The 13,687-nt window shown below is 50.7% G+C and carries 12 protein-coding genes; 5 read left to right on the top strand and 7 right to left on the bottom strand.

Features of this window, described 5'->3' with window-relative positions; all coding sequences use genetic code 11:
- The first annotated feature begins 9 nt into the window (after positions 1 to 9).
- Positions 10 to 2,505, top strand: coding sequence for a phosphoenolpyruvate--protein phosphotransferase (ptsP, locus tag FDW97_RS08665; RefSeq protein WP_137350915.1), 2,496 nt, complete (start codon positions 10 to 12; stop codon positions 2,503 to 2,505).
- A gap of 77 nt (positions 2,506 to 2,582) precedes the next feature.
- On the opposite strand, the gene FDW97_RS08660 is transcribed toward ptsP, so the two are convergent.
- The 4 genes from FDW97_RS08660 to FDW97_RS08645 all read right to left on the bottom strand — a co-directional run bounded on the left by FDW97_RS08660 (position 2,583) and on the right by FDW97_RS08645 (position 6,198).
- Entirely contained in the window at positions 2,583 to 2,771 is a 189-nt protein-coding gene (locus FDW97_RS08660) for a hypothetical protein (RefSeq protein WP_085047784.1), read from the bottom strand.
- Positions 2,772 to 2,872: 101 nt separating this feature from the next.
- A complete protein-coding gene (locus FDW97_RS08655) occupies positions 2,873 to 3,736 on the bottom strand; it encodes an AraC family transcriptional regulator (RefSeq protein ID WP_038642425.1) in 864 nt (287 codons plus the stop codon).
- 15 nt (positions 3,737 to 3,751) lie between these two features.
- On the bottom strand, positions 3,752 to 4,486 hold the full coding sequence (gene ypdB / locus FDW97_RS08650; protein WP_085047785.1) for a two-component system response regulator YpdB: 735 nt from the start codon (positions 4,484 to 4,486) through the stop codon (positions 3,752 to 3,754).
- Positions 4,487 to 4,500: 14 nt separating this feature from the next.
- Complete coding sequence (locus FDW97_RS08645) at positions 4,501 to 6,198, bottom strand: sensor histidine kinase (protein WP_071888159.1); 1,698 nt, start codon at positions 6,196 to 6,198, stop codon at positions 4,501 to 4,503.
- Positions 6,199 to 6,584: 386 nt separating this feature from the next.
- Here FDW97_RS08645 and alaC point away from each other — a divergent pair, with 386 nt between their 5' ends.
- Positions 6,585 to 7,823, top strand: coding sequence for an alanine transaminase (gene alaC / locus FDW97_RS08640; RefSeq protein WP_042306985.1), 1,239 nt, complete (start codon positions 6,585 to 6,587; stop codon positions 7,821 to 7,823).
- A gap of 67 nt (positions 7,824 to 7,890) precedes the next feature.
- Here the strand turns inward: alaC and ypdK are convergent, their stop codons facing one another.
- Entirely contained in the window at positions 7,891 to 7,962 is a 72-nt protein-coding gene (ypdK, locus tag FDW97_RS08635; RefSeq protein WP_010723117.1) for a membrane protein YpdK, read from the bottom strand.
- A gap of 342 nt (positions 7,963 to 8,304) precedes the next feature.
- Here ypdK and FDW97_RS08630 point away from each other — a divergent pair, with 342 nt between their 5' ends.
- Positions 8,305 to 8,919 (top strand): lysozyme inhibitor LprI family protein, encoded by a 615-nt coding sequence (locus FDW97_RS08630; RefSeq protein ID WP_137350914.1) that lies wholly within the window; start codon positions 8,305 to 8,307, stop codon positions 8,917 to 8,919.
- Between the two features lie 41 nt (positions 8,920 to 8,960).
- On the opposite strand, the gene lpxP is transcribed toward FDW97_RS08630, so the two are convergent.
- Positions 8,961 to 9,881 carry a kdo(2)-lipid IV(A) palmitoleoyltransferase gene (gene lpxP / locus FDW97_RS08625; protein WP_038642416.1) on the bottom strand — a complete coding sequence of 307 codons (921 nt, stop codon included), beginning with the start codon at positions 9,879 to 9,881 and terminating at the stop codon, positions 8,961 to 8,963.
- A 440-nt stretch (positions 9,882 to 10,321) separates the two neighbouring features.
- Here lpxP and FDW97_RS08620 point away from each other — a divergent pair, with 440 nt between their 5' ends.
- Positions 10,322 to 10,564 carry a DUF2545 family protein gene (locus FDW97_RS08620; protein ID WP_038642414.1) on the top strand — a complete coding sequence of 81 codons (243 nt, stop codon included), beginning with the start codon at positions 10,322 to 10,324 and terminating at the stop codon, positions 10,562 to 10,564.
- 107 nt (positions 10,565 to 10,671) lie between these two features.
- Here FDW97_RS08620 and pgtP read toward each other — a convergent pair whose 3' ends face one another.
- On the bottom strand, positions 10,672 to 12,063 hold the full coding sequence (gene pgtP / locus FDW97_RS08615; RefSeq protein ID WP_038642412.1) for a phosphoglycerate transporter PgtP: 1,392 nt from the start codon (positions 12,061 to 12,063) through the stop codon (positions 10,672 to 10,674).
- Between the two features lie 421 nt (positions 12,064 to 12,484).
- Between pgtP and pgtC the strand changes: the two genes are divergently transcribed.
- A complete protein-coding gene (gene pgtC / locus FDW97_RS08610; RefSeq protein WP_121530023.1) occupies positions 12,485 to 13,678 on the top strand; it encodes a phosphoglycerate transport regulator PgtC in 1,194 nt (397 codons plus the stop codon).
- Positions 13,679 to 13,687 lie beyond the last annotated feature (9 nt).

Raw genomic sequence — 13,687 nt, 5'->3', positions numbered from 1 at the left:
GGAGTTGTTATGCTAACGATTCAATTTCTTTGCCCGTTACCCAATGGACTGCATGCGCGTCCAGCATGGGAGCTGAAAGAGCAGTGCAGCCAGTGGCAAAGTGAGGTGATGTTTTTCAACCATCGTCAAAACGCCAAAGCGGATGCGAAAAGCTCGCTGGCGCTGATTGGCACCGGGACGTTGTTTAATGACAGCTGTAGCTTAACCATCACCGGTCATGATGAAGAGCAGGCCAGGCGGGTGCTGGAGGAGTACATTCAGCAGCGGTTTATCGACAGCGACAGCGTTCAGCCAGGGGCGGCGGAACTGGCGGCGCATCCGTTGCCGCGTTCGCTGATTCGGCTCAACCCGGATTTGCTGTATGGCACCGTGCTGGCAGGCGGCGTGGGGGCAGGTCAGCTCACGCTGTGGCAGAGTGATAATCTGGAGAGCTATCGCGCGATTGCGGCGAGTGCGGAAGACAACGCCAGGCTGGAGCACAGTCTGGCGACGCTGGCGGAACTGCTCAATCAGCAACTGCGTGAGCGCGATGGTGAGAGTAAAACCATTCTCAGCGCGCATCTGTCTCTGATTCAGGACGACGAGTTTGCCGGGAATATTCGCCACTTAATGCTGGAGCAGCATCTGGGGCTGGGGGCGGCGATTATTACCAATATGGAGCAAGTATGCGACAAGCTGTCGGCTTCCGGCAGCGATTACCTGCGTGAACGCGTCAGCGACATCCGTGATATCAGCGAACAATTGCTACATATTACGTGGCCTGAAAAGCGGCCGCGCCATGCGCTGGTGCTGGAAAAACCAACGATTCTGGTGGCTGAAGATCTGACGCCCAGTCAGTTTTTGAGTCTCGATTTGCAGCATCTGTCAGGCATGATCCTTGAGAAAACAGGGCGCACCTCGCATACGCTGATCCTCGCTCGGGCGTCGGCGATTCCGGTGCTTAGCGGCTTGCCGCTGGCAGCGATTAGCCGCTATGCCGGGCAACCCGCAGTCCTGGATGCCCGATGTGGGGTCCTGGCCATTAATCCAGACGAGGCGGTTCGCGGCTACTATGCGATTGCGCAGAAGCTGGCTGACGAATGCCAGCGTCGGCAAGCGCTTGACGCCGCCCAGCCCGCGTTAACCAAAGACAATCAACGAATTGACGTCGCAGCGAATATTGGCACCGCGCTGGAAGCGCCGGGAGCGTTTGCCAATGGCGCGGAAGGGATCGGGTTGTTTCGCACAGAAATGCTGTTTATGGATCGCGACAGCGCTCCCGACGAGCAGGAACAGTTTGAGGCCTACCAGCAGGTGTTGTTGGCTGCGGGCGACAAGCCGGTTATCTTTCGCACGATGGATATTGGTGGCGATAAGAACATCCGCTATCTCAATATTCCGCAAGAAGAGAACCCATTCCTGGGCTATCGTGCGGTGCGGATTTATCCCGAGTTTGCCGGGCTGTTTCGCACGCAGTTGCGCGCCATTTTACGCGCGGCGACCTTCGGTAATGCGCAGTTGATGATCCCAATGGTGCATAGCCTCGACCAGATTTTATGGGTAAAAAGCGAATTGCAAAAAGCGCTGGTGGAGCTGAAAGCGGAGGGTTTACGTCATGCTCCGACAATTTCATTGGGCATTATGGTTGAAGTACCCTCGGTGTGTTACATCATCGACCACTTCTGCGACGAGGTGGATTTCTTCAGCATTGGTTCCAATGACATGACCCAGTATCTGTACGCTGTCGATCGCAATAATCCTCGCGTGTCGCCACTATATAACCCGATTACGCCCTCGTTCTTGCGGATGTTGCAGCAGATTGTTCGCGTGGCGCACGAACGTGGTAAATGGGTGGGCATTTGCGGAGAACTGGGCGGCGAAGGACGTTACTTGCCGCTGCTGTTGGGCTTAGGGCTTGACGAACTAAGTATGAGCAGCCCACGGATTCCGGCAGTGAAAAGCCAGCTTCGTCAACTGGACTGCCAGGCGTGTCGCGAACTCGCTATGCAGGCCTGCGAGTGTCGCAGCGCTCAGGAGATTGAAGATCTGCTGAACCAGTTTGCGCCACAGAAAGAGGTGCGCCCGCTACTGGCGCTGGAGAATATTTTTGTTGGTGAGCCCCTTACCAACAAAGAGCAGGCGATCCAGTTCTTATGTGGCAATCTTGGGGTAAATGGACGCACCGAACATCCGTTTGAGCTGGAGGAAGATGTCTGGCAGCGTGAAGAGATAGTCACTACCGCCGTAGGTTTCGGGGTTGCTATCCCACATACTAAATCCCAGTGGATCAGCCATTCCAGCATCAGTATTGCCCGGCTTGCTCAGCCGATAGACTGGCAGTCCGAGATGGGCGACGTTGAACTGGTGATCATGCTGACGCTAGGCGCCGATGAAGGCATTAACCACGTGAAGGTCTTCTCGCAGCTGGCGCGTAAGCTGGTGAACAAGCAGTTCCGCCAGTCGTTGTTTGCCGCTACCGATGCCGAAAGCATTCTGGCGCTGCTGGAGGCGGAACTGACGTTTTAAATTCTACAGAGAGGAACGCTTTCCAGCCTGCAGCGAGGCGCTTACAGGCTGCGTAAAGGCTTCTGATAGAGAAATTATTAATCTATGGTGTGTTGAATCGGCAGTTTCCCGGCCCTTAATAACGTCATCTCTTGTTTGCAGAGCAGTACTACCGCCTGGCGACCTTTTACGCGTCGGGCGGTGAGCGCTCTTTTCACGGTCCGACGATCCGCACCTGATTCCAGCATTTGAAGACACATCAGGGAAAGTGCACGTCTGTTTTTCATCGAATATTCACTTTGTTGAGTCAGCCTGCACGTTATGTGCGAAGGGGCATTATTTTACAACGATATAAGTGGATATGACTAACGCGTTGGTGTTGTCTCAATCAACGTGCTGACTGGAAACGCGCGCCGTACTCGCCCGGCGTCAGGCCAAACTGACGGCGGAACAGGCGGCAAAAATAATCACTGTCCTGATACCCGCAACGCTGTGCGACTTCGCTAATCGACAGATGATATTTCTGTAAGATGATGCGCGCCTTCGCCATTCTCACCCACCGCACGTACTCGACAAATCCCATGGTGCCATGCTGGGTAAATATTTTAGATAAGTGATTCGGCGTGATATTAAAAAACTGCGCTACGTTTTCCCGGCTCAGCGATTGGGCATAGTTGTCCTGGACCCAATTACATATGCTGTGATAGAGAAATTCAGAGCGCGGGCGCGCTATATCAGGCCGGGTGTTGACCACGCTGCGGCACAGGTGCAGCAGGCTAAGCACCAGCGGTTGAATAATATCCTGGGCCTGAGGTGAGCGGCTCAAATGGGTCAATGCGGTAAGCATCGCCTCGCCTTCACCGCGCTGCGGATGTGGTAACTCAATGCGACGTACGGGACGCAACAGCGATGCGGTTCGGTTGTCGTAAAAAGAGAGGCCCAGCCAGGCTGGAGAAAATACCAGGCTCAAGAGCATCACCGGTTTATCGTTGCCTGGTAAATTCGCCGCTTTAGCCGGGATGAACAACATGTCGCCTTCCGCCAGGCTGTGCTGCTGCTTTTCCAGTTGGTTGCTGTACTCTCCGCGCAGCACGATATCCAGGCGGGGCAGGTCAATACATAAACTGCCGGTCGGTAATGTGGTTCGCGGCGTAGCGAACCATACGCGCCCCAGACGCTGCGGATTTAACACCAGGCCGCTGAACAGATCGGCAAAAAACTGTTGGTCGGCGGGCAGGCCTGGCTCTTTCATTGCTCTTTCTCTGCGCTATAAGTGCATTAACTGTCTGAACTCTTTCACTTTACTCCGACTCACCGGGATTTCAAATTCCAGGTCTTTTAAGCGCAGAATGTAGGTGTTGTTAAACCAGGGTTCGATCTCGCGAATTTTATTCAAATTCACACAGAATGAGCGGTGGCAGCGGAAGAAATGCGAAGCAGGCAGTTTGCTGCAAAATTCGGTGATGTTCATTGGCATCACATACGACTCGCGCCGGGTATAGACGAAGGTCATCTTTTCATGGGCTTCAGCGTAGTAGATGTCGTTGATCGGGGTTACGATGATCCGCTCATCTTTAATCAGGTTGATCGTATCGTTTTCACGGATCACCGGGCTGGCTGGCGAGGTTCCCGCTTGCTGCTGTTGCCAGGCGGCCTCCAGCTTTTGCAGCATGCCGACAATGCGCGATTCCTGATACGGTTTCAGAATATAGTCAAAAGCTTCCAGTTCGAAAGCTTCAACAGCGTGCTCTTTCCACGCGGTAATAAACACAATAAAGGGCTTATGCGCGAACTGGCTGATGTTTTGCGCCAACAGTACACCATCCAGCGAGGGAATATTGATATCCAGAAAAATAGCGTCAACGCGGTTGTGCTGGAGATATTTCAGCACGTCAAGACCGTCGTCAAATGTGCCGACAATCTCCATCTGGCTGTGCTCTTTTATCAGCCAGCTTAGTTCCTGTTGGGCCAGGAATTCATCTTCGACAATGATGACTTTCACGACTTCACTCCTGGTTAAAGCAATAATGTGGCCGGTGCGGCTGCGGGCGAGTGCTGATTAGGCACATAAAAGGCAATCTCTGTGCCCGGCTCCAGACGGCGGATCAGTAATCCTTCGCCATAGAGCAGCTTAACGCGATGATGGACATTCAACAGGCCAATTTTATTACCCGGCATTTCATTGGATTCGACCCGCTCAATCACTTTCGGATCGATCCCATGACCGGTGTCCCGCACGGCAATTCGTACCCGATTTCCGCACTCTGCAACGCTGATGGTCACCACGCCTTTCCCTTTGCAGGGTTGAATACCATGAACAATGGCGTTCTCGACAAGCGGCTGAATCAGCAGGCTGGGAATATAACAGCTTACCTCTTCATCAATATCATAAATAACCGTCAGCTTGTCGCCAAAACGGGCCTGTTCGATGGCGATGTAATCCTTGATTTGGTACAGCTCTTTCTTGATGTCGATCTGCTCATCATCTTTTAATTCAATATTATAGCGAAGATAACGCGACAAATTAAAAATGAGCTGGCGCGCGGTGTCCGGGTTAAGTCGCACCGACGACGAAATAGCGTTCAGGGCGTTAAACAGGAAATGGGGATTTATTTTACTCTGCAGTGCCCGCAGTTCTGCCTTATTTGCCATTTCGCGTAGCTGTTCCGCCCGAGAAACCTCAAGCTGAGTCGAGATAATTTGCGACAGGCCGATGGCCATTTCCTGTAGCGAGGAGGTGATCTGGTGAGCGTGACAGTAGTAGATCTTCAGCGTGCCGGTGACAACGCCTTTCTCCCAAAGCGGGATCACCAGCATGGAGTGTATTTCCGGTGTCCGATGTGCTTCATCATTGTTTTTTATGATGATTTTTCCGTAATTGATCGCCTGTCGCGTGGTCGGGCTGACGAAGTCATCGTTATCGCGGTAATTCAGTTCACCCACGCCAACGTAGGCCAGAACGTGCTGGGTATTGGTTATCGCGACGGCGTCTGCATGGATGTCATGGCGAATAATTTCACACACCTGGCGGAGCGACTCGCTGTTGACGTGACGGAAAAGCGGCAGGGTTTTGTTGGCGATATCCAGTGCCAGCTTGGCCTGTTTCGCGGCGCTGGCTTCTTTCTCGCCCTCCACGCTTTGAACCAGCATGACGATAAAACCAATACAGACGCTGCCCAGGATCATCGGGATACCGATTTTCGAGACGATATCCAGCCCCAGCGCGGTCGTAGGCGCCCAGGCAACGACGAGGATCATGGTCAGGGATTCGCACAGCATTCCGCCTAAAATACCTGCGCGCCAGTGTTGCGCTTTGGGGATCTTACGGTTGATCCACCCGGCAATGCAGCCTGCCAGAATACTGGTAATAAAGCAGGGTAGGGCGGTTACGCCGCCAATATCAATCAGGTAGCGGTGGGTGCCGGCGATGAGTCCCGTAATGATGCCGACCCACGGACCGAACAAAATTCCCCCTGACATGACCGCGATAATACGTACGTTTACCAGTGAGCCTTCAACCGGTACGCCGGACCAGGTACTGAACAGGGCAAACATCGAGAAAATCGCGGTGACGGCGAGCAACTCTTTCGGGGAGTGAGCTGACTTGTGCAACAGTTCGCGAAACAGGCGGATACGAATCAGGAAAAACAGACAAAACAGCATCAGCGCTGCCCGGTCAAATACCGCCAGCAGCATATTAAATATTTCGTGCACGGGTGACTCTTGCGCAGGGGTTAAACCTCTATGATAGGCAACCTGAGTCTGGATGACCAGCGCCCGCGCAGCCTGCGGCTAATGAGGAAAAACCTTAATATTAAAAGGGGATTGTTGCATTGTTGTTGTATTTACAATACCTGTCTTCTAAGCGCAAAGATCAAGGTAATGTTTTTAACAATAAAATGTTAAATGATGGTAATTTTTAGCGGTGTGTGAAAATGAATATTTCCTCATTTTGTTTGCTTGTTCCTCATTTGTGTCGAAAAAAATATTTTGTTTTGCCTCTCGACAGAAGGAAATTATTCAGGCTATTTTCTAAACGTGCCACCATCGTGGCAGCGTCGCTCGGACGGTCCGGGCGCTAACGTTAATCTGAGGATATTATGGCTGACTCCCGCCCTGAACGTCGCTTTACGCGTATTGATCGCCTTCCCCCTTACGTTTTTAACATTACCGCTGAACTGAAGATGGCTGCGCGTCGGCGCGGCGAAGATATTATCGATTTCAGTATGGGGAACCCGGATGGGGCCACGCCTCCTCACATTGTTGAAAAACTGTGTACCGTGGCGCAGCGCCCGGATACGCATGGCTATTCCACGTCTCGCGGCATTCCGCGTCTGCGTCGGGCGATTTCCCGCTGGTATCAGGAACGCTATGACGTTGAAATTGATCCCGAATCCGAAGCGATTGTGACTATTGGTTCCAAAGAGGGACTGGCGCACCTGATGCTGGCAACGCTCGATCATGGTGATACGGTTCTCGTACCCAACCCGAGCTATCCGATCCATATTTATGGCGCGGTGATTGCCGGGGCGCAGGTACGGTCAGTGCCGCTGGTTGAAGGTGTCGATTTCTTTAATGAGCTGGAGCGCGCGATCCGTGAAAGCTACCCGAAACCGAAGATGATGATCTTAGGTTTCCCGTCCAACCCGACAGCACAGTGCGTCGAGCTGGAATTTTTCGAAAAAGTCGTCGCGCTGGCTAAACGCTATGACGTGCTGGTGGTTCACGATCTCGCCTATGCCGATATCGTTTACGATGGCTGGAAAGCGCCATCGATTATGCAAGTACCTGGCGCTCGTGATGTCGCGGTTGAATTTTTCACCCTGTCGAAAAGCTACAACATGGCGGGCTGGCGTATCGGTTTTATGGTTGGCAATAAAACGCTGGTCAACGCGCTGGCGCGCATCAAGAGTTATCACGATTACGGGACGTTTACACCGTTGCAGGTTGCGGCAATCGCGGCGCTGGAAGGCGATCAGCAATGCGTACGGGATATTGCCGAGCAGTATAAACGCCGTCGCGATGTGCTGGTTAAAGGACTGCATGAGGCCGGTTGGATGGTTGAGATGCCAAAGGCCTCAATGTACGTTTGGGCGAAAATTCCTGAGCAATATGCCGCGATGGGGTCACTTGAGTTTGCCAAGAAACTGCTGAACGAAGCGAAAGTATGCGTTTCGCCGGGGATTGGCTTTGGTGATTATGGCGATACGCACGTGCGTTTTGCCTTAATTGAAAACCGTGACCGTACCCGCCAGGCGATCCGCGGCATCAAAGCGATGTTCCGCGCAGATGGCTTACTGCCTGCCAGTGCGAAATCGGCTATTGAAAGTACCGATTAACCGATCGTGAAATCCCCAAATGCAAACAGGAGCCTGATGGCTCCTGTTTTTTTGCTGCGTCTTTTATTTAGATCATCAGGGCGAACGTACCGGCCCAAACGATGACCATAAAAGAAATGCCCATAAAGAAATATTTCACTTTTCATCTCTCCGCGTACCTGGGTACGTCTGAATGAACATATGCTTACCTGACAGAGAGCTGATGCACGCGCAAACGAAATGGAGAATATCCCTCGTTTGCCTGGCTGCATCACCTCAGAATTCTGAGCTTTAGTGCTCCAGACGGCGCTAATGTACGCCTAAAAATGAGGTGAGACAAGAGGCATTTTTCTATTTAATTTTAATAACTTACAAGTGTCGTGATTCGGCGACAGTTTAATTTCTGCCGGTAATAAATTGCTATTGAGCGACGTAATGATTAGTCGGAGAATTCTCATATCACCATAGTATGAATACGGTTAATTTTTCGCGGAATTCAATAATGAAAAGGTTAAAAATGACCAGATTAATGATGTTAGCACTCGTTCTTACGCCAGTGACGTCGATGGCGGCCTCACCGTTGGCGTTTAATTTCAGCTGCGCAAGTATTGGTGGTGTGAATAGTGATGGTAAAGGTAACGTTTGGATTGACGGTGCCAAGGCGACTGTAAAGAGCTTCAATGAAAACTACTGGGAAGCCAAAAGCGGCAAAAATACGCTTTCCATCTCCCGTAAAGATGACGGCAACCCGGAAGTTTCATGGTCAGGGCCAAATCGTAAGCACGGAATTTGTCAGCCTGAAGACAATATTGACTACGCTCCGGGGGAAAAATCGCCCCACAGCGGTCCTTCTTTCTCCTGCTCAGCGGTGGCAAAGGGAAGTATTGAAGAGGTTATTTGCCAGAGCCCATCACTCTCCGCGATGGATGTTAAGTTGAACGGGGTCTACAAACAGGCGTTGGTTAAATCGAAAAATAACCCAACGCTGAAAGCGGAGCAGCGCGGCTGGGTTAAAGGACGAAACGAGTGCTGGAAAGAACAGGATAAACCAGCCTGTATTGCTCGTAACTACAATGAGCGCATGACTGAACTACAGAACGAGTGGGGCGTTAAGTAATTCAGCCACAGACAAAAAGAAAGGCCGTAAGGCCTTTCTTTTTAGATATATAACGAGGCTTCACCCATGGGGCGGGTTTTGAAGCGACGGTGGATCCAGAGATACTGCTCGGGCGCGCGCATGATCTCTTTTTCGATAATTTTATTCATATAAGCCGCAGCCTGGCTTTCATCTGCCGGGTAACCTTCCATTTGTGGTGTGATAAACAGGCGGTAACCTGAGTTGTCTGCTTTTCTCACCATGGTTACGGTCAGCATCGCTGCGCCCGACAGGCGTGACAGCACGTAAGTACCATTGGTGGTTGCCACGTTTTTAACGGCGAAGAAAGGCGCGAACGAGCTTCCTTTACGACCGTAGTCCTGATCGGGAGCAAACCATACCGCTTCCCCTTTTTTCAGGGCGCCGACAATGCCACGCAGATTATTTCTGCCGATCATGGCTTTGTTGGAACGCATACGACCGCGGGTTTGGATCCACTCCATCAACTTATTGTTGTGCGGGCGATAGGTTGCCATCATCGGCTGGCACAGCCCCATTACGCGGCCACCTAATTCGAGCGACATAAAGTGTACGCCTACGACCATCACGCCACGGTCTTCCATCTGGGCGCGTTTCAGGTTGTCCAACCCTTCTACATCAAACCATTTGCGAACGCGGTGATCCGGCCAGAACCAGGCCATACCTGTTTCAAGCAGTCCCATGCCGAGTGAACGGAAGTTCTCATCGACCAGTTTGTCTCTCTCTTCCTGCGACAGATTGGGGAAACAGAGTTCGAGGTTTTTACGTGCAATAGATTCACGGCGCTTTAAAAATGGACGAGCCAGTGTTCCTGTACGGGTACCAAGAAAACATAATACGGGATAGGGAAGTTGTACCAGTAACCAGAGCACACCGACGCCAAACCACGTGAGCCAATAGCGCGGATGTAAAAACGCGCGTGAAAATTTACATTGGGGAAACATAAGCACCTGTTGTTGATACGAAATAGATGTATCGCGAAGACGCTGGGTCTGGCGCGTTACACTCTGCACAGATCGTTAGGCCGCCATAAACGACATTGGTTCCTGCAAAGAGTGTAAAACTGAGTCAGGACAAAACCACGAGGGGCATGAATGATCGGACGCACAATGTACACCCGAAGATTAATGTCAGCCAGAAATAATTACTCAAGTTTCGTAAATATTTTGGGGGCGATTAAGAACAAAAAAAAGACTATTTATAATTCATTGTTTTTATGATGAATAAATAAACTCCAGGTGTATATCTAAATAGTAAGCAGATGAGTGATTTTTGTAACGTAAATGTTTCTTAAATTGCGAACTGATGGAAATTATCTTAGAATATAAAAACAAGGGAGTGTAAGGACTTACGTAAAGTTTTATGGCAAACAGGAGGTATCGCTATGCTCTATTTTTGGACCTTTCTCGCATTGAGTATTCTGAGCGTCAGTTGCTACATCTGGCAGGTAATGGGCGCTGCGGCGTCAATAAGCGCTTTTATCGGCATGGTCATACTCACCGCCTTAATTTACGTTTTTACTATGCGGTTGACTAATGGTAACGAAATGGTAACCGGATTATTCCTTTTTCTTGCCCCAACATGCGGTTTGATCATTCGCTTTATGGTGGGGGACGGTAGGCAATAATCCGGCGTGTTACGATTGGAAATGAATTTTCACGTTTAGCTGTTTTTATTTAGCTGAGAGTAGGGAAGTGCCAACTGCGCTGGCACTTTTTGCGAGACTGAAATCGATTAACGGGCGTCAGCCAACTGGAGTGATGCTTCTTCTTGCTGAGCATTTTTCCGCTGTTGCTCAAGTTCCAGCGCCCCGCGATGAGAGAGGTAGCAGAACAGGATGCAACAGACAATTCCCCCCATCAGCAGATAGAAACCGCCATGCCATCCCATTTTGTCGACCATTACGCCAAACAGGCTGGTGCCCAATGACGCGCCAAAAATGTAGCTCATAAATCCGCGCAATCCTACTGCGGAACCCACTGCGAAGCTGGGTACGATTTCCATGGTCTGAACGGAGGCCAGGAACTGAGGAACATAAATCAGGCAGCCAACGATGGCGGCAAAAATAGTCACCATCAACAGCGATTCGCTTTTCCAGTAGCCGATCAGACAGACGAAAATCAGTGCCATACAAATCATGGCCAATGGCATGCGACGGCCTTTAAACAGTTTATCGGTAAGCCAACCCGCCAGTAATGTGGAAGGGATTGCCGCCCATTCGAAAAATAAAAAAGCGACGCTCATTTCCTCTTTCGAGAAATGTTTTTCGGTTAACAGATAAATTGGCAACCAGCTAATCATGCCAAAACGTACCATATAGACAAAAACATCTACCAGTGAAACATACCAGGCATTTTTATTACGCAGGACATAAGTGCAGAAGATCTGGAAGGCGCTCATATTTTCTGGCGCCTGGACAGCGTGTCGGGCATTTAATACAACTTTTTCCTCCGGCATCATTTGTTCCAGAGCCGGTAAACCTTCCTGGCGTGGTGAACCTTTCCCCAGCATCAGCACGATAAATGCAAACAGGACGGCAACGCCGGCCGGAACAATATAGCTGGCGCTTTGCCAGTGTTCACTTCCCAAAATGGCAAAGGCGGCACCAACGATCGGGGCAACAATACCACCACCGACATTGTGTGAGATATTCCAGAATGCGCCAACGCGTCCACGTTCTTTACGCGGAAACCAGTTGGCGATAGTAATAAATGAAGGGCCGACGCCCATCCCCTGGAACAAGCCGTTGAAGACAACCAGCGCGGCAAAAATCCAGAATCCGGTACTGAACCCTAAACCTACGTTGACGATGGCGCACAGAATCAAACCGCATGCCATAAAGACTTTGGGGCTGGCTTTGTCTGCCAGGCTGCTCATAATGCCTTTACTGATCCCATAGGCGATAAGCATACAACTGCTGAGTAAACCGATCTGCGTGGCGCTGAGATCCAGATGCTCCTTCAGATAAGGCGTTGAGAGCGTGAAGTTATTACGCACAATATAGTACGCAAGATAGCCCAGGAATACGCTGAGTAATGCCTGAATGCGATAGCGGCCATAAGTTTCCTGGACTTTCTCCGCCGGGACTTTATTTGCCGCAGGCCCTGCCTTAAATATTGATAACATATCATCACCTAAATTTATATTGATGTGAATATCAGGAGTTTTCGTGGTGAAGAGTGAAATAGGCAGGAGAGAAACTCAAGTCGATGAAATGTGTCATTATTGACCCATTTTGTGGGTAGCACGGCGGATTTTGACTCTTTTTAAATAATGATATTTTATTTCTGTTCTTTTACGCGGACTTTTATTGCTGGCATGTGCGGATATTAACAAATTCATACTGTATTTTCGGGTATTCTTTGCTGATGTAGTCACTTTCCGTTTGGTAAACTTGCGAATAACCTTATTTCTCTCGACTGTAGTGATAAACGGGTAAGTTTTGTCTCAATATTATTTTTTGCACATGTTGGTATTTATGAACGGGATCACAAACAGACTTTTCTGTTGGCGGCGTTTTTGGGCAATCTCGCTCTGTTTCATGTCGCTGTTGGCGAGTCGCCAGGCGTTGAGTAAAGAGCTGGTGATGGCCACAACCTTTTCTCCCGGTGCCACGGCCTGGATTATCCAGCGCTGGCAGACGCAGCCGGGATCGGTGATGATTCGCACGTTAAACCGGACCAGCAGCTCGCTGGAACAACTGCTTGATACCGCGAATGCGGAAAACGTCGATCTCATTTTGACCTCATCGCCCATGCTGTTACAGCATCTTCAGGAGCATCAGAAGCTGGCGCCCTTTGATAATGCGCTGCCGGAAAGCCAGAGGCTGGTGCCTGAGTCTATTCGTTCTACCTCTGTGGCGGTGGCGATATCCGGTTTTGGCCTGCTAATTAACCGTTCCGCGCTGGCGGCGCGACACCTTTCTCCTCCTGCTGACTGGGCGGATTTAACGCAGCCTAAATATCAGAATGCGTTGTTGATGAGTAGTCCGTCACGTTCCGATACCAACCATCTGATGGTTGAGTCGCTGTTGCAGCAAAAAGGGTGGGAAGAGGGCTGGGCGACGCTGTTAGCGAGCGCGGGTAATCTGGTGACGATTTCATCACGCAGTTTTGGCGTCGCCGACAAAATTAAGAGCGGTCTTGGCGTTGCCGGGCCGGTCATTGATAACTATGCCAACCTGTTGCTCAACGATCCGCATCTGGCCTTTACCTATTTTCCTCGCTCCGCAGTGTCGCCAACCTATGTCGCCGTTCTCAAGAACAGCCAGCACGCCAGTGAAGCGCGTCGTTTTATCCGCTACTTATTAAGTCCGGAAGGACAGCGGATCCTTGCGGATGCGAATACGGGAAAATATCCGGTTACCCAGCTCGCGCCAGATAACCCACGGGCCGCTCAACAGGCTATGTTGATGAATCAGCCTGCGCTTAATTATCGGCTGATCCTTAAGCGGCAGCGGCTAGTGCAACGGATGTTTGATACCGCCATCAGTTTTCGTCTCGCACAACTGAAAGATGCCTGGCGAGCGCTATACAGTGCGGAAGCGCGCCTTAAACGCCCGTTACCCGAAATCAGAGCCTTACTGACCAGCGTCCCGATAGATGCCAGGCGTAGTGAAGATGAGGCCTGGCTTGCTCAGTTCGATAACAAAAGCTTTGCCGAACAGCAGATGATGGAATGGCAACTGTGGTTTCTTAAAAATCAACGTCAGGCGATAGCAAAACTGGAAGAATTAAAATGAAAGGTGGAT

Origin of the sequence: Citrobacter sp. wls708 (assembly GCF_005281255.1) — a bacterium.
Classification (GTDB): domain Bacteria; phylum Pseudomonadota; class Gammaproteobacteria; order Enterobacterales; family Enterobacteriaceae; genus Citrobacter; species Citrobacter werkmanii.
Note: the sequence above shows the minus strand (reverse complement) of the source record. Positions and strands in the feature narration are given on the sequence as shown.

What these genes read in the sequence shown, in the direction of transcription:
- ptsP (WP_137350915.1), top strand. Translation starts at nt 10, where the DNA reads ATGCTAACGATTCAATTTCTTTGCCCGTTACCCAATGGACTGCATGCG.
- FDW97_RS08660 (WP_085047784.1), bottom strand. Translation starts at nt 2,771, where the DNA reads ATGAAAAACAGACGTGCACTTTCCCTGATGTGTCTTCAAATGCTGGAA.
- FDW97_RS08655 (WP_038642425.1), bottom strand. Translation starts at nt 3,736, where the DNA reads ATGAAAGAGCCAGGCCTGCCCGCCGACCAACAGTTTTTTGCCGATCTG.
- alaC (WP_042306985.1), top strand. Translation starts at nt 6,585, where the DNA reads ATGGCTGACTCCCGCCCTGAACGTCGCTTTACGCGTATTGATCGCCTT.
- FDW97_RS08630 (WP_137350914.1), top strand. Translation starts at nt 8,305, where the DNA reads ATGAAAAGGTTAAAAATGACCAGATTAATGATGTTAGCACTCGTTCTT.
- lpxP (WP_038642416.1), bottom strand. Translation starts at nt 9,881, where the DNA reads ATGTTTCCCCAATGTAAATTTTCACGCGCGTTTTTACATCCGCGCTAT.
- FDW97_RS08620 (WP_038642414.1), top strand. Translation starts at nt 10,322, where the DNA reads ATGCTCTATTTTTGGACCTTTCTCGCATTGAGTATTCTGAGCGTCAGT.
- pgtP (WP_038642412.1), bottom strand. Translation starts at nt 12,063, where the DNA reads ATGTTATCAATATTTAAGGCAGGGCCTGCGGCAAATAAAGTCCCGGCG.